This is a genomic window from Falsirhodobacter deserti (genome assembly GCF_004015795.1).
Taxonomy (GTDB): Bacteria; Pseudomonadota; Alphaproteobacteria; order Rhodobacterales; family Rhodobacteraceae; genus Falsirhodobacter; species Falsirhodobacter deserti.
The window spans coordinates 335,946-358,436 of the sequence record NZ_ML137218.1; the positions used below are offsets into that span (position 1 = coordinate 335,946).

General features: G+C 63.0%; 28 protein-coding genes and 1 riboswitch. Of the genes, 20 read left to right on the forward strand and 8 right to left on the reverse strand.

Going from position 1 to position 22,491, the window contains the following annotated elements; genetic code table 11:
- From JX25_RS01690 to JX25_RS01735, 10 genes are all read left to right on the forward strand, one after another.
- A complete protein-coding gene (locus JX25_RS01690) occupies positions 1-1,017 on the forward strand; it encodes a PhoH family protein (RefSeq protein ID WP_128253392.1) in 1,017 nt (338 codons plus the stop codon).
- Positions 1,001-1,501, forward strand: a complete 501-nt coding sequence (gene ybeY / locus JX25_RS01695; RefSeq protein ID WP_128253393.1) for an rRNA maturation RNase YbeY — start codon at positions 1,001-1,003, stop codon at positions 1,499-1,501. Before JX25_RS01690 ends, ybeY begins: the two co-directional genes overlap by 17 nt.
- A 105-nt stretch (positions 1,502-1,606) precedes the next feature.
- The gene (locus tag JX25_RS01700) at positions 1,607-2,503 is read left to right on the forward strand and encodes a hemolysin family protein (protein ID WP_128253394.1); all 897 of its coding nucleotides are present in this window, start codon (positions 1,607-1,609) and stop codon (positions 2,501-2,503) included.
- Between the two features lie 52 nt (positions 2,504-2,555).
- Positions 2,556-4,016 carry an apolipoprotein N-acyltransferase gene (gene lnt / locus JX25_RS01705; protein ID WP_128253395.1) on the forward strand — a complete coding sequence of 487 codons (1,461 nt, stop codon included), beginning with the start codon at positions 2,556-2,558 and terminating at the stop codon, positions 4,014-4,016.
- A 34-nt stretch (positions 4,017-4,050) separates the two neighbouring features.
- Positions 4,051-4,098, forward strand: a riboswitch (SAM-SAH riboswitch).
- A gap of 9 nt (positions 4,099-4,107) precedes the next feature.
- The gene (gene metK, locus JX25_RS01710; protein WP_128253396.1) at positions 4,108-5,274 is read left to right on the forward strand and encodes a methionine adenosyltransferase; all 1,167 of its coding nucleotides are present in this window, start codon (positions 4,108-4,110) and stop codon (positions 5,272-5,274) included.
- Between the two features lie 54 nt (positions 5,275-5,328).
- Positions 5,329-5,808, forward strand: coding sequence for a PTS sugar transporter subunit IIA (locus JX25_RS01715; protein ID WP_128253397.1), 480 nt, complete (start codon positions 5,329-5,331; stop codon positions 5,806-5,808).
- Positions 5,809-5,908: 100 nt separating this feature from the next.
- Positions 5,909-6,655: a tRNA (guanosine(37)-N1)-methyltransferase TrmD gene (gene trmD, locus JX25_RS01720; RefSeq protein ID WP_421780775.1), complete on the forward strand. Its 747-nt coding sequence runs from the start codon at positions 5,909-5,911 to the stop codon at positions 6,653-6,655.
- 48 nt (positions 6,656-6,703) lie between these two features.
- Positions 6,704-7,087, forward strand: coding sequence for a 50S ribosomal protein L19 (rplS, locus tag JX25_RS01725; protein WP_128253399.1), 384 nt, complete (start codon positions 6,704-6,706; stop codon positions 7,085-7,087).
- Between the two features lie 12 nt (positions 7,088-7,099).
- Positions 7,100-7,321: a 50S ribosomal protein L31 gene (rpmE, locus tag JX25_RS01730; RefSeq protein WP_128253400.1), complete on the forward strand. Its 222-nt coding sequence runs from the start codon at positions 7,100-7,102 to the stop codon at positions 7,319-7,321.
- Positions 7,322-7,451: 130 nt separating this feature from the next.
- Positions 7,452-8,261 (forward strand): division plane positioning ATPase MipZ, encoded by an 810-nt coding sequence (locus tag JX25_RS01735; protein ID WP_128253401.1) that lies wholly within the window; start codon positions 7,452-7,454, stop codon positions 8,259-8,261.
- On the opposite strand, the gene JX25_RS01740 is transcribed toward JX25_RS01735, so the two are convergent.
- Entirely contained in the window at positions 8,258-8,581 is a 324-nt protein-coding gene (locus JX25_RS01740) for an ArsR/SmtB family transcription factor (protein ID WP_128253402.1), read from the reverse strand. The two genes, JX25_RS01735 and JX25_RS01740, sit on opposite strands and share 4 nt — an antisense overlap.
- Before the next feature lie 216 nt (positions 8,582-8,797).
- Between JX25_RS01740 and JX25_RS01745 the strand changes: the two genes are divergently transcribed.
- The 5 genes from JX25_RS01745 to JX25_RS01765 all read left to right on the forward strand — a co-directional run bounded on the left by JX25_RS01745 (position 8,798) and on the right by JX25_RS01765 (position 11,340).
- Positions 8,798-9,133, forward strand: a complete 336-nt coding sequence (locus JX25_RS01745; protein WP_128253403.1) for an AtpZ/AtpI family protein — start codon at positions 8,798-8,800, stop codon at positions 9,131-9,133.
- A gap of 3 nt (positions 9,134-9,136) precedes the next feature.
- Complete coding sequence (locus JX25_RS01750) at positions 9,137-9,889, forward strand: F0F1 ATP synthase subunit A (RefSeq protein WP_128253404.1); 753 nt, start codon at positions 9,137-9,139, stop codon at positions 9,887-9,889.
- A 37-nt stretch (positions 9,890-9,926) separates the two neighbouring features.
- The gene (locus JX25_RS01755; RefSeq protein ID WP_128253405.1) at positions 9,927-10,160 is read left to right on the forward strand and encodes a F0F1 ATP synthase subunit C; all 234 of its coding nucleotides are present in this window, start codon (positions 9,927-9,929) and stop codon (positions 10,158-10,160) included.
- A 76-nt stretch (positions 10,161-10,236) separates the two neighbouring features.
- Positions 10,237-10,779 (forward strand): F0F1 ATP synthase subunit B', encoded by a 543-nt coding sequence (locus tag JX25_RS01760; protein ID WP_128253406.1) that lies wholly within the window; start codon positions 10,237-10,239, stop codon positions 10,777-10,779.
- A 3-nt stretch (positions 10,780-10,782) separates the two neighbouring features.
- A complete protein-coding gene (locus JX25_RS01765) occupies positions 10,783-11,340 on the forward strand; it encodes a F0F1 ATP synthase subunit B (RefSeq protein WP_128253407.1) in 558 nt (185 codons plus the stop codon).
- 34 nt (positions 11,341-11,374) lie between these two features.
- On the opposite strand, the gene JX25_RS01770 is transcribed toward JX25_RS01765, so the two are convergent.
- Positions 11,375-12,040 carry a YiaD family glycine zipper/OmpA-like lipoprotein gene (locus JX25_RS01770; RefSeq protein WP_128253408.1) on the reverse strand — a complete coding sequence of 222 codons (666 nt, stop codon included), beginning with the start codon at positions 12,038-12,040 and terminating at the stop codon, positions 11,375-11,377.
- Between the two features lie 59 nt (positions 12,041-12,099).
- The gene (locus tag JX25_RS01775) at positions 12,100-12,954 is read right to left on the reverse strand and encodes a methylated-DNA--[protein]-cysteine S-methyltransferase (RefSeq protein WP_128255139.1); all 855 of its coding nucleotides are present in this window, start codon (positions 12,952-12,954) and stop codon (positions 12,100-12,102) included.
- Between the two features lie 90 nt (positions 12,955-13,044).
- Here JX25_RS01775 and nth point away from each other — a divergent pair, with 90 nt between their 5' ends.
- A complete protein-coding gene (gene nth / locus JX25_RS01780) occupies positions 13,045-13,689 on the forward strand; it encodes an endonuclease III (RefSeq protein ID WP_128253409.1) in 645 nt (214 codons plus the stop codon).
- Positions 13,686-14,678, forward strand: a complete 993-nt coding sequence (locus tag JX25_RS01785; protein ID WP_128253410.1) for an adenosine kinase — start codon at positions 13,686-13,688, stop codon at positions 14,676-14,678. The genes nth and JX25_RS01785 overlap by 4 nt, the downstream gene beginning before the upstream one ends.
- A 36-nt stretch (positions 14,679-14,714) precedes the next feature.
- Here JX25_RS01785 and JX25_RS01790 read toward each other — a convergent pair whose 3' ends face one another.
- Positions 14,715-15,533 carry a sulfotransferase family protein gene (locus JX25_RS01790; RefSeq protein WP_128253411.1) on the reverse strand — a complete coding sequence of 273 codons (819 nt, stop codon included), beginning with the start codon at positions 15,531-15,533 and terminating at the stop codon, positions 14,715-14,717.
- Positions 15,534-15,655: 122 nt separating this feature from the next.
- On the opposite strand from JX25_RS01790, the gene JX25_RS01795 reads away from it, so the two are divergent.
- Complete coding sequence (locus tag JX25_RS01795; protein ID WP_128253412.1) at positions 15,656-17,233, forward strand: DUF5928 domain-containing protein; 1,578 nt, start codon at positions 15,656-15,658, stop codon at positions 17,231-17,233.
- Between the two features lie 2 nt (positions 17,234-17,235).
- A complete protein-coding gene (locus tag JX25_RS01800) occupies positions 17,236-17,586 on the forward strand; it encodes an HIT domain-containing protein (RefSeq protein ID WP_421779946.1) in 351 nt (116 codons plus the stop codon).
- On the opposite strand, the gene polA is transcribed toward JX25_RS01800, so the two are convergent.
- Genes polA through JX25_RS01820 form a run of 4 tightly spaced genes read right to left on the reverse strand, consistent with a single transcriptional unit; the run spans position 17,587 to position 21,423 of the window.
- On the reverse strand, positions 17,587-20,376 hold the full coding sequence (polA, locus tag JX25_RS01805; protein ID WP_128253414.1) for a DNA polymerase I: 2,790 nt from the start codon (positions 20,374-20,376) through the stop codon (positions 17,587-17,589). It abuts the gene before it with no gap.
- 57 nt (positions 20,377-20,433) lie between these two features.
- Positions 20,434-20,619 carry a zinc-finger domain-containing protein gene (locus tag JX25_RS01810; protein WP_128253415.1) on the reverse strand — a complete coding sequence of 62 codons (186 nt, stop codon included), beginning with the start codon at positions 20,617-20,619 and terminating at the stop codon, positions 20,434-20,436.
- Between the two features lie 50 nt (positions 20,620-20,669).
- The gene (locus JX25_RS01815; protein WP_128253416.1) at positions 20,670-20,891 is read right to left on the reverse strand and encodes a DUF2798 domain-containing protein; all 222 of its coding nucleotides are present in this window, start codon (positions 20,889-20,891) and stop codon (positions 20,670-20,672) included.
- Positions 20,892-20,904: 13 nt separating this feature from the next.
- A complete protein-coding gene (locus tag JX25_RS01820; RefSeq protein WP_128253417.1) occupies positions 20,905-21,423 on the reverse strand; it encodes a DUF1285 domain-containing protein in 519 nt (172 codons plus the stop codon).
- A gap of 62 nt (positions 21,424-21,485) precedes the next feature.
- Here JX25_RS01820 and JX25_RS01825 point away from each other — a divergent pair, with 62 nt between their 5' ends.
- Positions 21,486-22,490, forward strand: coding sequence for an AAA family ATPase (locus JX25_RS01825; protein WP_128253418.1), 1,005 nt, complete (start codon positions 21,486-21,488; stop codon positions 22,488-22,490).
- The last annotated feature ends 1 nt before the right edge of the window (position 22,491 follow it).

Consider the following 22,491-nt stretch of genomic DNA (forward strand, 5'->3'; position numbering starts at 1 on the left):
ATGTCCTTGGGCATCAGCGCGCTGACCCCCCCGAAACGCCCGGAAGATGCGATGGAAACCCTTCTGGAATTTCCCGACAACCGCCTTCTGATCGACCTTTGCGGCCAATATGACCGGCATCTGGCGCAGATCGAACAGCAGATGGGGGTCAATATCCTCCGACGTGGCAACCGCCTTGTGGTCATGGGCGAAAAAGCGGCGCGGGATCAGGCGGAGGCGGTCTTGCGCGGCCTTTACGCGCGGCTGGAATCGGGCCGCACGCTTGAGCTGGGCGATATCGAAGGCGCCATGCGGATGAGTGGAGGGGTCTTTGGCGACACGGTCGAGCAGATGGAGATGTTCCAGCCCGGCCAGTACGAGATCCGCACCCGCAAGAAACCGGTGGAGCCGCGGACCGAGGCGCAGAAGACCTATGTCGCCAACCTGTTCGATAACGAACTGGCCTTCGGCATCGGGCCTGCAGGCACCGGCAAAACCTATCTTGCCGTCGCTGTCGGCGTGACCATGCTTCTGAGCGGCGTGGTGGAAAAGATCATCCTGTCGCGTCCTGCCGTGGAGGCGGGCGAGCGCCTCGGCTTCCTCCCCGGCGACATGAAGGAAAAGGTCGATCCCTACATGCAGCCGCTTTATGATGCGCTGAACGATTTCCTGCCGCAAAAGCAGCTTGCCAAGCTGATGGAGGAAAAACGGATCGAGATCGCGCCGCTGGCTTTCATGCGCGGGCGCACGCTGTCCAACGCCTTTGTGGTTCTGGATGAAGCGCAGAACGCCACGATCATGCAGATGAAGATGTTCCTGACGCGTCTGGGCGAAGGATCCCGCATGGTCATCACGGGCGATCGCACGCAGATCGACCTTCCGCGCGGCACGGCATCGGGCCTTCAGGATGCCGAGAAGATCCTGAAGAACGTGCGGGGTGTGTCGTTCAACTACTTCAATTCCAAGGACGTGGTGCGTCACCCGCTTGTGGCCCGCATCATCGAGGCCTATGAAGCCGCCGATGGAACCGCTGGTTGATACCGTAATCGAAGACGACCGCTGGGAGGCTTTCGGCCTTCCGGTCCTTGCGACGCGCGCGGCGGAGGCAACTTTCGCCGCGCTTGGTGTTCATGGCGTCACCCTGGCCCTGATGGGCTGCGACGACGCCGAGATTGCCGAGCTTAATGCCCAGTTCCGCCAGAAGGGCAAGCCGACCAATGTGCTGTCATGGCCGTCCGAGGATCGTGCCGCCGGCGAGCCGGGCGGCCTGCCGGACCTTTCGGGCGGCGATGCCGATGACCCGGACGAACTTGGCGACATCGCCATCGCATGGGAAACCTGCATGGCCGAGGCAGCCGATCAGGGCAAGCGCCCCGAGGATCACGTGACCCATCTGGTCGTGCACGGAATCCTTCATCTTCTTGGATATGATCACGTGGATGATGCCGATGCCGAGGTGATGGAAGGCACCGAAACCCGGATTCTGGCCACGCTTGGCATCGCGGATCCCTACGCTGCGTGACGCCGTTGCGTCGGGCAGCCTCAAGGCATCTTGTCAGCGGCCATGCCCATACCCCATATTGTCGGTGGCGCCCATTCAAGGGCGTTGCATCCGACAGAAGGACAAATGGGAAGTAGCATCGACGGCTCTCCTGCGGCGCAAGGCGCGCAGGACACCGCAGAGGACGGGCAGCGATACGATATCGCTGATCATCACGACGACACCGAACGGGACAATCGCGGCTTTTTCGGCCGCCTGTTCGGCGCTTTTGCGCAGGCGGACGATCGGGAAGACGACGTGCCCGCACCCGCGCAGGACCATCACGGCATCGCCAACCTTCGTCGCCTGCGGGTGGAAGACGTGGCCGTGCCCAAGGCCGAGATAAAGGCCGTATCCATCGACATCGGGCTGAAAGACCTCGTGGCCATCTTCCGCGAGGAGGGATATTCCCGCCTTCCGGTTTACAAGGACACGCTGGACAACCCGCTGGGGATGATCCTGCTGAAGGATCTGGCGCTCCGCTATGACTTCACGTCAAGCGAACCGTTCGACCTTCGCCCGCTGCTGCGGCCGATCATGTTCGCGCCGCCATCGATGACGGCGGCGATGTTGCTGCAGAAGATGCAGCGCGAACGGGTCCACCTTGCGCTGGTGATCGATGAATATGGCGGCGTGGACGGCCTTGTCACGATCGAGGACCTGATCGAAACCATCATCGGCGAGATCGACGATGAACACGACGAGGTTGCCGGCGCCCTTTGGGTGCGGGACAAGCAGGGCAACTTCATCGTCCAATCCCGCGCCTCGCTGAACGAGTTCGAGAAGGCCACGGGGCTGGAGCTTCGCCGCGAGGATGAGGACGAGGATGTCGATACCATCGGCGGCCTGATCTTCGTGCGCGCCGGTCGCGTTCCCCGGAAGGGCGAGGTGGTGGAGCACGAATCGGGTGCGCGCTTCGAGGTGCTGGACGGCGACCCTCGCCGCATCAAGCGTCTGCGCGTCCTTCTGCCGGAACCGGCTTGACGGGCTGCCGGCCGGGAGCCACAACCTGCGCGTCTGGTGACGGAGGCATTTGATGTGGCGTTTCCCCGGCTGGCCGCGCATGGGCGCGGCCTTCGGTCTTGGGGCGGTTATGGCGTTGGGGCAGGCGCCGATCGGCTTCTGGTGGCTGACGCTTGCCGGCTTTGCCGCGCTTTGCGTTCTGTTGCAGCGGGCAACGGGATGGAAGGCAGCAGCATGGACGGGCCTTTTCGCTGGCGCGGGATATTTCGCACTGGCGCTGAACTGGATCATCGAACCCTTTCTGGTTGATCCCGTCACCTATGGCTGGATGGCGCCCTTTGCTGTCATTCTCATCTCGTTCGGGCTTGCGCTGTTCTGGGCACTTGCGGCTGGCGTTTCCACGCTTTTGCCGACAGGGCGCCGGGCAATCGGGTTTGCCGTATTCCTGACACTCGCAGAATTCCTGCGCGGGCATGTGCTGACGGGGTTTCCGTGGGCGCTTCCGGGGCATGTCTGGGCCGGGTGGGCGCCGTCGCAACTGGCCGCCTGGATCGGGCCAAACGGGCTGACGCTTTTAACCCTTCTGCTGGCGGCGCTGCCGGTGGCGTGGCGATGGAAGGGCGCTGTCGTGTCGGCGCTGGCGCTGATTGCGGCTTTCGGTGCGGGATGGTGGCGGCTGGACCAGCCGGAGCCCCCTGACACGGATCACATTGTCCGCATCATCCAACCCAATGCAGCCCAAGCAATGAAATGGGATCCCGATCGCGCCGCCATGCTGTTCCAGCGCGCGCTGGAGTTGAGCGCCGCACCCGGCCCCAAGGATATCGTGATCTGGCCCGAAACCTCGGTTCCGTACCTGCTGGACGATCACGTGACCGAAAGCATCGCCGCAGCGTCCGGTGTGCCCGCCGCCGTTGGTGTTCAGCGGACAGAGGGCGCGCGCGCCTTCAACTCGCTTGCCGTGGTGCAGCCGGATGGCAGCATCAGCGACATCTATGACAAGCACCACCTTGTGCCATTCGGGGAATACATGCCCTTAGGCGATCTGCTGGCGCGGGTCGGCATTTCGGCTTTCGCGGCGCAGGTGGGCAACGGGTATTCGGCGGGGCCGGGGGCAAGGGTTCTGGACATGGCCGCCCTTGGCCGCGCCCTGCCGCTGATCTGTTACGAGGCCGTGTTCCCCCAGGATCTGGTGGTGGCCGAACGTCCGGACTGGCTGCTGCAGATCACCAATGATGCGTGGTTCGGCACGCTGACCGGCCCCTACCAGCATCTTTCACAGGCGCGCCTGCGCGCGATCGAACAAGGATTGCCGCTTGTGCGGGCTGCAAATACGGGCGTTTCGGGGATGGTGGATGCCAAGGGCCGCATCCGCCAAAGCCTGCCTTTGGGCCAGATGGGCCATCTGGATGCCGCGCTGCCCGCACCCTTGCCGCCGACGCCATATTCACGTTTCGGCGATTGGCCCGTTCTGGCCGTTCTGGTGCTTCTGGCTGCCCTTCTGGCGGGGCTGCGCCGGAAAAGCGCCGGTTGACCCTGTTCCCGCTGCAGAGTAGCGATACGACATAGAACCGTCACAACGGCTTCCTGGCGTGACGGGGATACCCAACGGAGCAATTTTTCCAATGTCGCGCAAGAACTACATCTTCACCTCTGAATCGGTTTCGGAGGGGCATCCGGACAAGGTCTGCGATCGCATCTCGGACGCGATCCTTGACGCTTTTCTGGCTGAAGAGCCGAATGCACGGGTGGCCTGCGAAGCTTTCGCCACGACCAACCAGGTTGTCGTCGGCGGCGAGGTGGGGCTGAGCGATCAGGGCCGCCTGCATGAACATCTGGGCCGGATCGACGGTATCGTGCGCGACTGCGTGAAGGATATCGGCTACGAACAGGACAAGTTCCACTGGAACAGCATCAATGTGCTGAACCTGCTGCACCCCCAGTCGGCCCATATCAGCCAGGGCGTGGACAAGGATGGTGCAGGCGATCAGGGCATCATGTTCGGCTTTGCCGTCGATGAGACGCCCGACCTGATGCCCGCCCCCATCCACTATGCCCACGCGATCCTTCGCCGTCTGGCCGACGCGCGCAAGTCGGGGGCTGAACCCACGCTGGGGCCGGATGCGAAATCGCAGATTTCCCTTCGGTATGAAAACGGCAAGCCGGTGGAGGTGACCTCCATCGTGCTGTCCACCCAGCACCGTGACCTGTCCCAGACGTCAGCCGATATCCGCGCCATCGTTGAACCCTATATCCGCGAAACGCTGCCCGAAGGCTGGCTGACCGCGAACACCGAATGGTGGGTAAATCCGACCGGCACTTTCGTGATCGGCGGGCCGGATGGCGATGCGGGCCTGACCGGCCGCAAGATCATCGTGGACACCTATGGCGGTGCGGCCCCGCATGGCGGCGGCGCATTTTCGGGTAAGGATCCGACCAAGGTGGACCGTTCGGCCGCCTATGCCGCGCGATACCTGGCCAAGAACATCGTGGCGGCCGGGATGGCGAAGAAGTGCACCATCCAGATTTCCTATGCCATCGGCGTTGCAAAACCGCTTTCGGTCTATGTCGACACGCATGGCACGGGCGAGGTGGATGCCGCCGGGATCGAACGTGCGATCCCGAAGGTCATGGACCTGTCGCCCCGCGGCATCCGCGAGCATCTGAGCCTGAACCGTCCCATCTATGCGCGCACGGCGGCTTACGGCCATTTCGGTCGCGCGCCCGAAGCCGATGGCGGCTTCAGCTGGGAACGTCTTGATCTGGCCGAGGCGCTGAAAAGCGCCGTGTAAGGCCCTGCCGCCATCCCGGTTTCGGGGTGGCGTTCACCTGCCAACGGGGACTGCATGACCCTTTCAGACCTGATCCGGCCCGAAGGGCTGCTTCTTGACATCGAGGTGGCGGACAAGCCGGCACTTCTGGATCTTCTGGCAGAACACGCGGCCCGGCTTTGGGGGGTGGACAAGGGCAAGGCGCTGTCCAAGCTGACCAAGCGCGAAGCCCTTGGGTCCACCGGCGTGGGGGGCGGCATCGCGCTTCCGCATGCGCCTTGTGCCAACCTTGATGCGCCGGCGTTGATCTTTGCGCGGCTGAAAACTCCGATCAGGTTTCAGGCGGTGGATGAACGCAAGGTCGATCTGGTGCTGATGCTGCTGCTGCCGCAGGACAACCCGGCACAGCACCTTTCGGTCCTGTCGATGGCAGCGCGGGTGCTGCGTCAGGAAGACGTGGTGAAGGCCCTTCGTACATGCGATGCCGACGCCATCCCCTCGCTGTTGCAGCGTGCCGCCGTTGCCGCGGACCAAGAGAGGCGCGACGGCCTCTAGACCGGCGCGGATTTCGCAGCTAGAGCCGGTTGCCATGAGCACCGAGATGAAATCCCATGGCCGGCTGTCGATCAGCGCCTCGGCCCGCCCGCGCGACCTGATGGAGGATATGCGCGTGGCAGGCGCATGGCGTGCCAAGGTCATCACCCTTTTTCCCGAAGCCTTTCCGGGAACGCTGGGCCTCAGCCTGACGGGAAAGGCGCTGGACTTCGGCCTTTGGGCGCTGGAAACCATCGACCTGCGCCCCTTCGGCGAAGGCAAGCACCGCAACGTGGACGACACGCCTGCAGGTGGCGGGGCAGGGATGGTTCTGCGCCCCGACGTCGTGTCGAAGGCGCTGGATGCGGCAGCGGAAGGGCCGGGCTGGCCGGTCGTGTATCTTTCCCCGCGCGGCAAGCCGTTCACGCAGGCGATGGCGCAGCGCTGGTCCGAAGGGCCGGGTGTGACGCTGCTGTGCGGCCGGTTCGAAGGCGTGGACCAGCGCGTGATCGATCACTACGGGATCGAGGAGGTCAGCCTTGGCGACTTCGTGATGACGGGGGGCGAGATCGCCGCGCAGGCCTTGATCGATGCGACGGTTCGGCTTATACCGCGCGTCATCGGGAATCATGCATCGACCGAGGAGGAGTCCTTCTCGGACGGCCTTCTTGAATTCCCGCATTACACGAAACCTTCGGTCTGGCAGGACCGCGAGATACCGGAAGTGCTTCTGTCCGGCCATCACGCGAACATTTCCCACTGGCGGAAGGCGATGGCCGAAAGGCTGACAAAGGAACGCAGGCCTGATCTCTGGCGGGCTTACTGTGCGCGGCACGGTAGGGACCCGGATGAAGACCGAGAGCTCTGAGGCGGCATCATCTTCGCGGGACAACCGCGGGCACAGAAAGGACATGCGATGAACCTGATCGCACAGATCGAGGCGGAACAGATCGCCGCACTCGGCAAGACCATTCCGGATTTCAAGGCCGGCGACACGATCCGCGTCGGCTACAAAGTGACCGAAGGCACCCGTTCGCGCGTGCAGGCCTATGAAGGCGTCTGCATCTCGCGCAAGGGCGGCAGCACGCTGGCAGCCTCGTTCACCGTTCGCAAAATCTCGTTCGGCGAGGGCGTGGAGCGTGTGTTCCCTCTTTACTCGACGAACATCGAGATGATCGAGGTTGTTCGCCGCGGCCGCGTGCGCCGGGCGAAGCTGTACTACCTGCGGTCGCGTCGCGGTAAATCGGCCCGTATCGCCGAAGACACCACCTATAAAGCCAAGACCGCGGTCGAAGCGTAAGGAACGGACAAGATGAAAAACGACATCCATCCCGACTATCACTTCATCGACGTCAAGATGACGGACGGCACGGTTTACCAGGTGCGTTCGACCTGGGGTAAAGAAGGCGACCAGATGGCGCTGGAAATCGACCCGCTGGCGCACCCGGCCTGGACCGGCGGCTCCACCCGCCTGATGGACACCGGCGGACGCGTGTCGAAGTTCAAGAACAAATACGCCGGTCTGGGTTTCTGATCGGAAAAGGGGCGCGGGAAACCGCGCCCCTTGTTCTTTGGCCACAGGGGGTGGCCCATCGGCCACCCGCCTCTTGCGCGGACGCCTTCCAGCCGCTAGCCGAAATAGGGCAGGAACAGGGGGCGGGTTCGTGGCACACATCATCGTCGTCGGCAATGAAAAGGGCGGGTCGGGAAAATCGACCACCTGCATGCATGTGGCGACGGCGCTTGTGCGCATGGGGCACCAGGTGGGCGCGCTGGATCTGGATGTCCGCCAGCGCAGCTTCGGACGATACACCGAAAACCGCCACGCCTTCCTGAAACGCGCCAATATCGCGCTGCCATCGCCCCATTATCTGCCGCTGCCCGAGGTGGATGCCGCGACGCTCGGCCCTGATGAGAACATCATGGACCGCCGTCTGGCCGAAGGTGTGGCGCAGCTGGAACCGGTTTCAGATTTCATCCTGATCGATTGCCCCGGATCGCATACGCGGCTGAGCCAGGTGGCACACACGCTGGCCGACACGCTGATCACGCCGCTGAATGACAGCTTCGTCGATTTCGACCTTCTGGCGCGGATAGATCCGGAAACGGGCAAGGTGAAGGGGCCGTCGATCTATTCCGAGATGGTCTGGAACGCGCGGCAGATGCGTGCGCAGGCGGGGCTGAAGCCGATCGACTGGATCGTGCTGCGCAACCGCCTTGGCGCCCAGCAAATGCACAACAAGAAAAGGGTGGGGGCCGCGCTGGATGATCTCTCCCGCCGCATCGGCTTCCGCGTTGCCCCCGGCTTTTCCGAGAGGGTGATCTTCCGCGAACTGTTTCCGCGCGGGCTGACGCTTCTGGATCTGCGCGATACCGGGGTGGAAAACCTGAACCTGTCAAACATCGCCGCGCGGCAGGAAGTGCGCGATCTTGTGGCCGAACTTCAGCTTCCGGGCGTGGCCGTCAACTTCTAATCTGGCAGTTCGTGGCGCAGGAAGCGTTCAAAGGCATCAAGGTCGACGGGATCGAACTGTCCGAACCCCTGCATCCAGACCGAAGCGGCGCGCAGCGCGTCCGGGTCCAGCTTGCACCACTTCACCCGCCCGCGCTGTTCCTGCGTGATAAGCCCGGCAGCCGCCAGCACCTGAAGGTGTTTGGAGATGGCTGCCAGCGACATCTGGAACGGCGCCGCCACATCCGTGACGGCCATGTCATCCTCCAGCAGCATCGACAGGATCGCGCGCCGTGTCGGATCGGCAAGGGCGGCAAAAACAAGATCAAGCGGGCTGGGCATTCCACACCTTTGGGGCGCTTCATGGGCAAGGTCAACGCGCCATGCTCAACCCCGAGGTTGAGCGTTATCACGGAGCCGCGACTGCGACATTCCGGCGCAGGGAGTGGTGGTCGAAGAAAACACAGTCCTGACAGTATCTTAGACAAGCCTGCCTCATCCTTGACTTGAAGGGGGGCGGCATATAGCAACATCGGCAACTGTCAAAGGGACGAGTTCATGGCGGACGACCCCGATCCGGAGCGGATGCGCGCACTTGAAGCGCGGCTTGCAAAGGCGCGGGGCGCGGCCGAACCGAAGCGGACCGGAAAGGCGGGCGAAGCATTCTCGGCGGGCGAGATCGGCTGGCGCATGGTGACCGAACTGGTTGCAGGGCTGCTGATCGGGTTCGGCATCGGCTATGGGCTCGATGTTCTGCTTGGAACGCTTCCCGTGTTTCTGGTCACCTTCACGCTGCTGGGGTTTGCCGGTGGGGTTCGGGCCATGATGCGGACTGCACAAAGCGTGCAGGCAAAAGAAACGGTGGGCAGCGATGCCCGGAAGAGAGAGGATTGAGGCGTGGAGACGGAAGCGGAAGGCAACGGTTTTGCGATCCACCCGATGGACCAGTTCGTCGTACGTCCGCTGTTCAGCGACGGACCGGTTCATTGGTATACCGTCACCAACGTGACGCTGTGGCTGGCGCTGGCCGTGCTGTGCGTGGCCGCGCTGATGATCTTCGGCACGCGCCGCCGCGCGCTGGTACCGACCCGCAGCCAGTCGGTGGCTGAACTTGCCTATGGCATGGTTCGCAACATGGTCGAGGAAGTGACGGGGCCGGAAGGCGTCAAGTACTTCCCCTATGTCATGACCCTGTTCCTGTTCATCCTGTTCGCGAACCTTCTGGGCCTGATCCCCGCTTCGTTCACGACGACAAGCCATGTGGCCGTGACTGCGACGCTTGCGCTGCTGGTTTTCTTCAGCGTCACGATCATCGGTTTCGTGCGCAAGGGGCCGGGCTTCCTGAAGATGTTCTGGGTTGAGGCGGCGCCGCTTCCCGTGCGTCCGGTTCTGGCCGTGATCGAACTGATTTCCTATTTCGTACGCCCTGTCAGCCATTCCATTCGTCTTGCTGGCAACCTGATGGCCGGTCACGCCGTGATCAAGGTGTTCGCAGGTTTCGCCACGATGGCTGTTCTGTCGCCGGTCGCGATCGGTGCTGTCACGCTCATCTACGGGCTGGAGACGCTGGTTGCTGTCGTCCAGGCGTATGTTTTCACCATCCTGACCTGCGTCTATCTGCGTGACGCCGTGGCGGACAACCACCACTGACGGTCTGAACTCTATTCCAACTCAAGGAGATACGGATATGAACGAACTCGCAATGATGGGCCAATACATCGGTGCAGGTCTGGCAGCGATCGGCTGTGGCGCTGCGGGTATCGGCGTCGGCCACATCGCTGGCAACTTCCTGTCGGGCGCCCTGCGCAACCCGTCGGCTGCTGCCGGTCAGATGGCCAACCTGTTCGTCGGCATCGCATTTGCCGAAGCACTGGGCATCTTCGCCTTCCTGATCGCCCTGCTGCTGATGTTCGCCGTCTGATCACGGGCGTAATGATCCTTGGGCCGAAGGGGTTTATGCCCCTTCGGCCTGATCCTTGACGCCGCAGAGGGAAAACATGGAACATCAGGTTCAAGACGTGGCCGAAGCTGCCACCGGCCACGCCCCTCATGCCGGGGGCATGCCGCAGCTGGATTTCACAAGCTGGCCCAACCAGATCTTCTGGCTGCTGGTCGCGCTGGTGGCGATCTATCTGCTGCTGACGCGGGTGGCTTTGCCGCGTATCGGTGCCGTTCTGGCCGAACGCCGTGGTGCCATCACCAATGACCTTCTGGCGGCGGAAGAGCTGAAGCAGAAGGCGCGTGACGCCGAAACGGCATATAACGACGCCCTTGTCCGTGCCCGTGCAGAAGCACAGGCCATCGTGGCAAAGGCCAAGGAAGCCATCGACGCCGATCTGGCGGCTGCCGTTGAAAAGGCGGACGCCGAAATCGCGCAGCGTGTGGCTGTGTCCGAAGCACGGATCAACCAGATTCGCGCCGGCATGCAGGACAGCGTACGCGAGGTGGCCAGCGAAACCGCAACGGCGCTGGTTGCGGCACTTGGCGGCCAACCGGATGCCTCCGTGCAGTCGGCCGTGGCCGATCGCGTGAAAGGATAAGCGATGAAGAAGCTCACCATTCTGCTGTCGCTGATTGCCACGCCCGCACTTGCTGCTGGCGACGCGCCTTTCTTTTCGCTTCACAACACGAACTTCACGGTCGCGATCGCGTTCCTGATCTTCGTGGGCATCCTGCTGTGGGCGAAGGTTCCGGCCCGGGTCACCGGTATGTTGGACAAGCGCGCCGGCAATATCCGGAGCGAGCTGGACGAAGCCCGCACCCTGCGCGAAGAAGCCAAGGCCTTGCTTGCATCCTATGAGCGCAAGCAGAAAGACGTGATGGAGCAGTCGGACCGTATCGTGGCCAAGGCAAAGCAGGAGGCAACCACTGCCGCCGAGCAGGCCAAGGTCGCGCTACAGGAAACGATCGCACGCCGCATGGCGGCCGCGGAAGACCAGATCGCAGCGGCCGAGGCCGGTGCAGTGAAGGAAGTTCGCGAAAGGGCGGTTTCTGTTGCGGTCGAAGCCGCACGCGAGGTTCTGGCCCGCCAGATGACGCCGGAAAGGCGATCTTCCTTGATCGACAGCTCGATCGAGCAGGTCAACGCCAAGCTTCACTGATAAAAAGGCCGGTCGCAAGACCGGCCTTTTCTTATCAGCGTTGGATCGGGCGGATGATGATATCCACGCGACGGTTCTGCGCGCGGCCCGCAGCGGTGTCGTTCGATGCAACCGGCTGGTTGAACCCCACGCCATAGGACGACACGCGGTTCGCCGGCACCCGGTTGGCGATCAGCACCTGCGCAACCGCGGCGGCGCGACGCTCCGACAGCGACTGGTTATAGGATGCGCTGCCGGTGTTGTCCGTGTGGCCGACGATCTGGATCGTCGAATTCGGATATTGCAGCAGGTTCTGCGAAACGGCCCGCAGGTCGTTTTGCAGATCGGGGCGCAGCGAGGCGCTGTCGGTTGCGAACAGCAGATCCTGCGGCATGTTCACCACAAGCTCGTTGCCCGTGTTCGTCACACCGATGTTGGAGCTGGTTGCTGCGCGCAGCTGCGCCGCCTGGCGGTCAAGCTCTGCCCCAACGGCGCTGCCGAGGATGCCGCCGACGATCGCGCCGCCTGCGATTTTCGCGCCGCGGTCGCTGCCCGATTGCGCACCAAGCGCGCCGCCGATGATCGCGCCCGTCACCGCGCCCATGTTGGTGCGCTGGTTGTTCTGGCCGCCGGCACCCACGCCAGTGCCGTAGGGGTCGTTGCAGCCGGCGAGGGCAACGATGCCCACGGTGCCCAGCAGGAGCGGAAGTTTGATTTTCATTCTGACGCCTCGTATGTCGCGTTCACGCCAATGCGTTGAAGATGCCTAGCTCAACGTTCCTATGTTTCCGAGGGTTCCCGCATCACATCGGCAATATCGCGCCTATGATCCGACCGCGCTGCCTCATGTGCCAGCATGGCGCGTTTGCGCGTCAGCCCCCAGTAATAGCCGCCAAGCGCCCCGTTCTTGCGCAAGGCCCGGTGGCAGGGGATCAGCCAACTGACGGGGTTGCGTCCGATGGCCGTTCCCACCGCCCGCACGGCGCGGGGATGACCAATGGCGGCAGCGATCTGCGAATAGGTCGTCACCTGGCCCGAGGGAACCGCCAGCAGTGCCTCCCAGACCTTTATCTGGAAGGGGCCGCCCAGAAGGTGCAGGCGTGTCGGCTGGCGGGAAAATGCGCCCTCGGCCAACATGGCGACCGCATCATCCTGCACATAGCTGGCGCGGGGCCAGCGACGGCGCAAATCTTCCACCGCTGCATCCTCGCCCTGATCGATGAAGCCGATCCCGCAGATGCCGCGATCCGTCGCCATGACCACGGCAGGTCCGAACGGAGTGGGCGTGATCGTCCACCCGATCCGCAGCCCTTCGCCGGCGCGGGCATATTCGCCGGGGCTCATTGCTTCCCACCGCAGGAAAAGATCGTGCAACCGGCCGCCGCCGGAAAATCCCGCCGCGTGGGATGCGTCCAGAACCGTCGTCTGTTGCGCAAGCAGTTCCCGGGCATGATCCAGCCGCAGATACTGCGCGAACCGCTTGGGTGACACGCCCACCCATGCCGAGAAGGTGCGCTGGAAATGCGCCGGGGACAGGCCCGCCCGGTCTGCCACTTCCTCAAGCGGCAGGTCCGGCTGCTGTTCGATCGCGTCCAGCGCACGGGCGATGATGGCATAGTGGTAAGGGTCGGGCATCGTAATCTCCTTGCGGCGAAGATAGGTGCGGGGGGCGGATGCCGCGACCCGAATCTTGCGGCTTCGCAGCGGGCCTGTCATACCGCTTCCATGGCACGCCAGCTTCCCTATCAGACCATAGAGGCGATCTTCACCCGCCTGCACGAGACAGAGCCCGAGCCGAAGGGCGAGCTGGATCACGTGAACGCATATACGCTTGTCGTGGCGGTCGCGCTTTCCGCGCAGGCCACCGATGCGGGCGTGAACAAGGCGACGCGCGGGCTGTTCGCGCAGGTGACGACACCGCAGCAGATGCTGGATTTCGGCGAAGAACGGCTGCTGGACGCGATCAAGACCATCGGCCTGTTTCGCCAGAAGGCCAAGAACGTCATGAAGCTGAGCCGGATCCTCGTGGAGGAATTCGGCGGAGAGGTTCCGTCTTCGCGTGCGGCGTTGCAATCGCTGCCGGGGGTGGGGCGAAAGACGGCGAATGTCGTGCTGAATATGTGGTTTCACCAGCCGACGATGGCGGTTGATACGCATGTGTTCCGTGTGGGCAACCGCACCGGGATCGCGCCCGGGCGCGATGTGGATGCGGTGGAACGGGTGCTGGAGGATCAGGTGCCTGCCCGTTTTGCCCAGCATGCCCATCACTGGCTGATCCTGCACGGGCGTTATATCTGCATTGCGCGCAAGCCCAGATGCGCCATCTGCCCCATTCATGAATTCTGCGCATACGAGGAAAAGACCGCATGAAGAAGTATCAGGTCGTCGGCATCGGCAATGCGATGGTTGATGTGCTGGCCCGCGTCGACGACGCCTTTCTTGAGGCGCATGGCGTCGAGAAGGGCATCATGCAGTTGATCGACCGTGACCGCGCGGTGGAATTGTATGAACATGTGGGCCCGGCGCAGCAGGTCTCCGGCGGATCGGCCGCGAACACGATTGCGGGCATCGCCCATTTGGGCGGGCGCACCGCCTATGTGGGCAAGGTTCGCGATGACCAGCTTGGCGAGATTTTCGCCCACGACCTGCGCGCGCAGGGCGCCGCCTTTGAAACGCCGATGGCCAGCAGGGATACGGTTCAGGAAACGGGCCGTTGCCTTGTTTGTGTCACGCCGGATGGCGAACGCTCCATGAACACATATCTGGGCGTTTCGGAATTCCTTGGCCCCGAGGATATCGACGAAACGATGATGGCCGAGGCTGAGTGGATCTATCTTGAAGGTTACCGTTTCGACGGCCCCGACAGCCACAAGGCTTTTGCCAAGGCGATCCGTGCCTGCAAAGCTGCGGAGGGGCGCGTTGCCATCACCCTGTCCGACCCCTTCTGCGTGGAACGCCATCGCGATGCCTTTCGCCGCATGATCGCGGAAGATGTCGACCTGCTCTTTGCCAACCGTGCAGAAATCCTGTCGATGTACGAAACGGAGGATCTGGACGAGGCACTGGCCCGCGCGGCGGAGCAGGTTTCGATCCTTGCCTGCACGGATGGGGAAAAAGGCGCCTATATTCTGTCGGAAGGGCAGCGCTGGCATATCCCGGCCCAGCCGACCGAGGTGGTCGATGCCACGGGGGCGGGCGATCTTTTTGCCGCAGGCCTGCTGTGGGGGCTGACCAGCGGTCGTTCGCTGGAAGATGCGGGCCGCATGGGCTGCATCGCCGCATCCGAGGTGATCGATCATATCGGCGCGCGTCCCGCTGCCGACCTGAAGAACCTGTTCCACCAATACGGCCTGGCCTGACCTCCAGAAAGAAAGGCGGGGCTTTCGCCCCGCCTTTCAGTCGCCCAGACGGCGGTGAACTTCGCGGATATCGACCTCGGCCTTTGGCAGCTTGTTGCCCGGATTATCGAAGTCGTATTTGAACAGCTGGAAATCCTTCTTGTAGATTTCCCACATGATGTGCATCGAAAGATCGTCGAAGTAGTCCTCGACCGGATGAGCGCGCTTCGGCCCGTGGCCTTCCGACTCGTTGAAGCGGGGAATCGTCTTCAGATCCACCTCGTGGGGCGCGTCCATCGCATCCAGCACATTCTGCATGCCCTCATTGAACTTCTCGGTGAAGAAGATCTGGTCATACCGGCCGCCGTTCACGATGAAGGTCGCGATATGGCCAGACATGGCCGACCAGTGGATGTCCGGCTCCATCGGTTTCTTGAAGCGGATGGTGTCGCGGGCGAACAGAAGGAAGCGGCGGAAGCTTTTGATCTGATCGAAGTCTTCGGTGCCGTCGGGGCCACCGACCTCGATCCCATATTTCTGGGTCAGAAGCGGCACGAGGTTGCCGCGATACCGGCGCCCGTTGCGCTGGATGCCGCAGATCTTGTCGAAAAAGGATGACAGAATCCGCGTATAGGGGTTGCGCACGCAGGTGAAGGTGACGCTGCCATGGTTCTTGACGTTCGCCTCGATCAACGGTTGGCTTTGCGGTTGCGACCACTTGTGCAACCCGCTGGTGGAGTCGTGGATGTCACCATCGAAGAAGGTGCCGTGATCCGAATAGAACATGATTTGCCCGATCGTAGAACAGGCGCATTTCGGCACGACTCGATAAACGACGCTTTCGCTTTCGGTCATCCACGTTCCCGGAAAACCCATGACCTTCTCCCGCTCAGGTACTTGCCGGTAAACAAGAAGCAGAGGACGCGGGACTTTTCAATCGCTGTCAAAGCGATTTAATGATTCAGTGGCCACCAAGGGCACCACTATAAGGTTGGCGTATGGCGAAGATCGCGTTCATTCTGCTTTGTCACAAGGATCCGGCAGGCATCATCGCGCAGGCGCAGCGCCTGACGGCGACCGGAGACTTTCTGGCGATTCACTTCGACCGCCGCGCCCGGGCCGAGGATTACGAGCGTATCCGCAACGCGCTGGCGGATAACCCTGGCGTCGTGTTCACCAAGAAGCGCGTGAAATGCGGGTGGGGCGAATACAGTCTGGTCGCGGCCACGCTGCTGGCCACGCGCGCCGCCGTCGCCGCCTTTCCCGAAGCCACGCACTTCTACATGCTGTCGGGCGATTGCATGCCGATCAAATCGGCCGAGTATGCCAGGAACTTCCTTGACCGCGAACCTGTCGATTACATCGAATCCTTCGACTTCTTCAAAAGCGACTGGATCAAGACCGGCATCAAGGAAGAGCGGCTGATCTACCGCCATGTGTTCAACGAACGCAGGCAGAAGTGGCTGTTCTACAGCTCCATGGCGCTTCAGCAGAAGCTGGGGATGCAGCGGTCCATTCCCGCGGGGCTGGAGGTGCAGATTGGCAGCCAGTGGTGGTGCCTGCGCCGGAGCACCATAGAGGCGGTGCTGGATTTTTGCGACCGCAACCCGGCGGTGCTGCGCTTCTTCGCGACCAGCTGGATCCCGGACGAGACGATGTTCCAGACGCTTGTGCGGCATCTGGTGCCCGAGCATGAGATCCGTACGCGGACGCTGACATTCCTGTTGTTCTCCGATTACGGGATGCCGCTGATCTTTTATAATGACCATTTCGATCTGCTTCTGTCGCAGGATTATCTTTTCGCCCGCAAGATCAGCCCGCAGGCATTGCAGTTGAAGGACCGCCTGGGCCAGCTGTGGTCTGAGAAAGGCCGGCATTTCGCCGTTTCGAATGAAGGCCGGACGCTTTTGACCTTCCTGCGCCAGCGTGGCCGGATCGGACGCCGTTTCGCCCCCCGCTTCTGGGAAACCGAAGCCAGCATGGGGCGTGATCGCCAACTGACCATCGTGATCTGCAAGAAGTGGCACGTGGCCAAGCGGCTGGTCGACCGGATCGAAGAAGTGCTGGGCATCAAAGGCGTGCATTACCTGTTCAACGAGGCATCGACCGACCTGCCCGCGCTTGGCGGGATCGAAACGACACTGGCCAAGCGCACCCGCCACCGCCGGGCCCTGATGCGGATGCTGTTCGATTACTGGAAGACCGACCGGATGATGGTCTGCCTCGATCCGTCCAATCTCGACCTGATGCGGGATTTCGATTCCGACAAGGCGGTCGTGCGGCTGCTGGAACTGGATTGCGAATACGATGACGATTACCTGATTGGCCATGCCAAGCGGGTCGGCCTTGCCGGTGAGGAAACACCGACCGAGACGATGGAGCGGATCATCCCCACCGTCCGGTATGACTTCCGTTTCGAAAGTGACCGCATCCGCGATGCAGGCTTTGCCCGTTACCGCCGCCTGCGCGAAAGGCATACCCCCAAACAGAACGCCGCGCTTCTGGCCGACCTGATGGGCATCCCCGAGGACAAGGCGCTCGAGATCACTTCAACCCCCTATCTGTTTATGGATTGACCATGGCCTATGACGATCAGAACATCTTCGCGCGTATCCTGCGGGGGGAAATCCCGAACAAGACTGTGGCCGAGACCAAACATACGCTGGCCTTCCACGACATCGCCCCCCATGCGCCGCATCATGTTCTGGTGATCCCGAAAGGCGCCTACGTCGATTTCGCCGATTTCGCGGCCAACGCCTCGGCCGAGGAAATGACGGATTTCCATCGCACGGCCGCCGGGATCTGCGCCGGCTTTGGCGACGGCTATCGCGTCATTTCCAATTCAGGCGCGCATGGGGGGCAGGAGGTGCCGCATTACCACCTGCACATTCTTGCCGGCCGCCCGCTTGGGCCGATGCTGACGCGCTGATCAGTGGGCGGCGGCCCAGTTCGGGCCGGTTCCCGCCTCCACCACCAGCGGCACGGACAGCTTCACCGCCGGATCGGAGGCGTTTTCCATCACGTCGCGCGCGCGGGCGATCAGCGTTTCCGCCGCGCCTTCCTCCACCTCGAACAGCAATTCGTCGTGTACCTGCAGCAGCATCGTGGCAGGCAGGTCCGCGATGGCCTGCGGCATCCGGATCATCGCGCGGCGGATGATGTCGGCTGCGGTTCCCTGAATGGGGGCGTTGATGGCGGCGCGGCGGGCGAACCCTGCACCGGGACCTTTGGCGTTGATCTCGGGCGTGTTGATGCGGCGGCCGAACAGGGTCTGGACGTGGTTGTTCGCCTTCGCGAAGGCAATCGTTTCATCCATATAGGTGCGGATGCCGGGGAAACGCTCGAAGTAGCGGTCGATGAAGCCCTGCGCGTCGGCGCGCGGGATGCGCAGGTTGCGCGCCAGCCCGAAGCCCGAGATGCCATAGATCACCCCGAAGTTGATCGCCTTGGCCTGACGGCGGATCATCGGGTCCATGCCTTCCAGCGGCACGTTGAACATCTCGGCCGCAGTCATGGCGTGGATGTCGTGCCCGTCGCGGAAGGCGTCCTTCAGGGCGGGAATGTCGGCGATATGCGCCAGAATCCGCAGTTCGATCTGGGAATAATCAAGCGAGACGAGAACCTTCCCGGGCGGGGCCACGAACGCCTCGCGGATGCGGCGGCCTTCTTCGGACCGGATCGGGATGTTCTGAAGGTTCGGGTCGGTGGATGCCAGGCGTCCCGTGTTCGCCCCCGCGATGCTATAGGAGGTATGCACCCGCCCCGTATCGGGGTGGATGTGATCCTGCAGCGCATCGGTATAGGTGGATTTCAGTTTCGAAAGCTGACGCCAGTCCAGCACGCGCGCGGGCAGATCATGCCCTTCCGCCGCCAGATCCTCAAGGATGTCCGCCCCGGTGCCATAGGCGCCGTTCTTGCCCTTGGTGCCGCCTTGCAGCCCCAGTTCATCGAACAGGATCTCGCCCAACTGCTTGGGGGAGCCGACGTTGAACGGACGGCCCGCCAGCGCGTGGATCTCCTCCTCCAGCATGGCCATCTTCTGCGCGAACGCACCCGACATGCGCGAAAGCGTTTCGCGATCCACCCGCACGCCCGCCATCTCCATATCCGCCAGAACCGGCACCAGGGGACGTTCCAGCGTTTCGTAAACAGTGGTCACGCGGGCTCGGTGAAGCTGCGGCTTGAACTTTTCCCAGAAGCGCAGGGTGATGTCGGCATCCTCGGCGGCATAGGGCGTCGCATCGGCAATGGCCACATGGTCGAAGGTGATCTGGCTTTTGCCCGTGCCGATCAGGCCCTTGATCGGGATTGGCGTGTGGCGCAGGTACTGCTCGCTCAGCGCGTCCACGCCATGATTGTGCAGCCCCGCATGCAGCGCATAGGACATGAGCATGGTGTCATCCACCGGCGCCACGTGAATGCCGATCCGCGCCAGCATCTTGCAATCGTACTTGGCGTTATGGGCGATCTTCAGGATGGAGGGATCTTCCATCACCGGCTTCAGCTGCGCCAGCACTTCGGAAATCAGCATCTGTCCGGCCACCAGATCGGCCCCGCCGAACAGATCATCCACGCCGCTGCGATGGCCCAGCGGGATATAACAGGCCCGTCCCGCCGTGACGCAAAGGGAAATGCCGACCAGATCGGCCCGCATCTCGTCCAGCCCGGTGGTTTCGGTATCAAAGGCGACATGCCCCACCTCGCGGATCAGGGCAACCCATTCGGCAAGCTGCGCAGGCTCCGTCACGGTTTCATAGGCGGCGTGATCGAAGGGCAGGGGCGCGGCTTCCTCGACCTCTGCCGCAACGGGGGCAGGGGCGGGCGGCGCCTCAATGCCGCGCTTTTCAGCCACGCGCTTGGTCAGGGTGCGGAATTCCATCGCGTTCAGGAAATCCATCAGCAAGGCTTCGTCAGGCTCGCGCGCCTCAAGACTTTCCAGCGTGAAATCCAGCGGCGTGTTGCAATCCAGCGCGACCAGCTGGCGTGAAATGCGGATCTGGTCGGCGTGATCGATCAGCACCTGGCGGCGCTTGGGCTGCTTGATCTCACTCGCCCGCTCCAGCAGGGAATCCAGATCGCCGAATTCGTTGATCAGCAAGGCTGCGGTCTTGATGCCGATGCCGGGCGCACCCGGCACGTTATCGACGGAATCGCCCGCCAGCGCCTGCACATCCACCACCCGGTCTGGGCCGACGCCGAACTTCTCGAACACCTCGTCGCGGCCGATGCGTTTGTTCTTCATCGGGTCCAGCATCTCGACCCCGCCGCCGACAAGCTGCATCAGGTCCTTGTCCGAGGAGATGATGGTCACCCGCCCGCCCGCATCCCGCGCCTTGCAGGAAAGCGCGGCGATGATGTCGTCGGCTTCATAGCCTTCGGTTTCGATGCAGGCGATGTTGAAGGCGCGGGTGGCTTCGCGCGTCAGGGGGAACTGCGGCTTCAGGTCCTCGGGCAGTTCGGGGCGCTGCGCCTTGTAAGCGGGATAGATCTCGTTCCGGAAGGTCTTGGAGGAGTGATCGAAGATCACGGCCACATGCGTGGGGGCATCGCCGGATTTCGCATCCTCCACGTACCGGAACAGCATGTTGCAAAAACCCGCCACGGCACCGATCGGCATCCCGGCGGATTTCCGCGTCAGCGGCGGCAGTGCGTGATAAGCCCGGAAGATGAAGGCCGATCCGTCGATCAGGTGCAGGTGATGGCCGCTGCCGAAAGTCATGATCCGCTCCTTCATATCCGAAGGGGGATATGGCACGAAGCGGGTCAGCCTTCCACCCTAGTGATCGTTCGTCGCATGCTCGCGGTCGATGACAAAGCGTTTGTCGCAATACCCGCATTCGACATATCCCGTCTCGGCGGGGATGGTCAGCCAGACGCGGGGATGGCCCAGCGCACCTTCGCCGCCGTCGCAGGCGATCTTCCAAGTCGTGACGATCTGGGTTTCGGGCGGCTCGATTGGCATCTGGCTCTCTTTCATTGATGGGCGGTATTCTATCGCATGCCGCGGGCGCTTCAAGCGGTCAGGCGCGCGACAATCCGGCGGGTGACGGGCGCCAGCACCATGACGCTTGGAAAGGCCACGCACCACGATGACAGCCAGGCTTGCAACCATGCCACCGGCAGGCCCGCGTCGATCCCAGCGGCACGCGTGATCGCCACGCCGGACACGATGCAGGACATCATCCCTGACAGAAGGAAGGCGAACAGGATCGAGGCGTAGCGGGCGGGAATCATCACGTTGCTCCGGTCAGGAAAGATCCTCTGCATCGCACAGCGGAACAAGGCTGCCGGCAGAGTGGATGCCGAATATATCCCCTTCCACCTGCGCAAGGTCAACCAGCCGATAGAAGGTCTTGCGGTCGATCCGCGCCTCCAGCCCGCTGCGGACCATGACATAGGGGATGCCGCTTGTCATGCGCGGCCGGGTCAGGGGCACGTCTTCCCCCTGAAGGGTGGTCAGGATCACGGTGCCGTCCTGCTGGCGCAGATCGCTGATGATGAACGGCACGTCCTCCACCTCGATCTCCACCTTCTCGGCGGGGGTCACAAGGAAATAGCTGCTTCCTTCGCGCTTCAGAACGCGGGCGAACAGGCGCACCAGCGCATCACGCATGATCGGGCTGCCGGCATAGTGCCAGTTGCCGTCGCGGTCGATCCGCATGTCGATCCTGCCGCAGAAGGGCGGGTTCCACAGGTGCACGGGCGCGGGACCGGCCGCATCCGGCAGCCCTTTCACGGCATTTTGCGCGTCAAGGCTTTTTGCCATTTGAGCCTCGGGCCTAAAGTCGTTTCAATGGGCGCAGCCTAACCTGCGGACGGAGAGTTGTCATGGCCGATACCGATATGCTGATTGCCGATATCGAGGCGCTTGGCCACAAGCTGGCCGATGCGCGGGCCAGCATCAACCGCCGCTTCATCGGACAGGACGACGTGGTGGACCTTGTCTTTGGTGCGATGCTGTGCGGCGGCCACGCGCTGCTGGTGGGCCTGCCGGGCCTTGGCAAGACGCGGCTGGTCGATACGCTGGCCACCGTGATGGGTCTGAACGGCAGCCGCATCCAGTTCACGCCCGACCTGATGCCCGCCGATATCCTTGGGTCCGAGGTGCTGGACAGTGCTGCCGACGGCTCGCGCGCGTTCCGCTTCATCGAGGGGCCGATCTTCTGCCAGCTTCTGCTTGCCGACGAGATCAACCGCGCCAGCCCGCGCACCCAGTCCGCCCTGCTTCAGGCCATGCAGGAACGAGAGGTGACGATCGCGGGTCAGCACCGCCCGCTTGGCCGCCCGTTCCATGTTCTTGCCACGCAGAACCCGATCGAACAGGAAGGCACCTATCCGCTGCCCGAGGCGCAGCTGGACCGTTTCCTTGTGCAGGTCGATGTCGGTTATCCCGACCGTGCGACCGAACGCGACATCCTGCTGGCAACCACGGGCGCGGGCGAGGATCAGGTGCACCAGATATTCACGGCGGAAGAGTTGCTGGCCGCCCAGCATGTTCTGCGCCGGATGCCGGTTGGCGATGCGGTGGTGGAGGCGATCCTTGATCTGGTTCGCGCCTGCCGCCCTGATCAGCCCGAAGGCGCCGCGCTGGCCGATACGCTGGCATGGGGGCCGGGCCCCCGGGCGGCGCAGGCGTTGATGCTGATGGTGCGGGCACGGGCGCTGCTGGATGCACGGTTGGCCCCTTCGGTTGCCGATGTTGCCGCCTTGGCCCAACCGGTCCTGGTTCACCGCATGGCGCTGGGTTTTGCCGCGCGGGCGCGGGGCGAAACCCTGTCCGGCGTGATCGCCCGAACCGTGGCGGGGCTTGATCCGGCAAGCCGCGCGGCGTGAC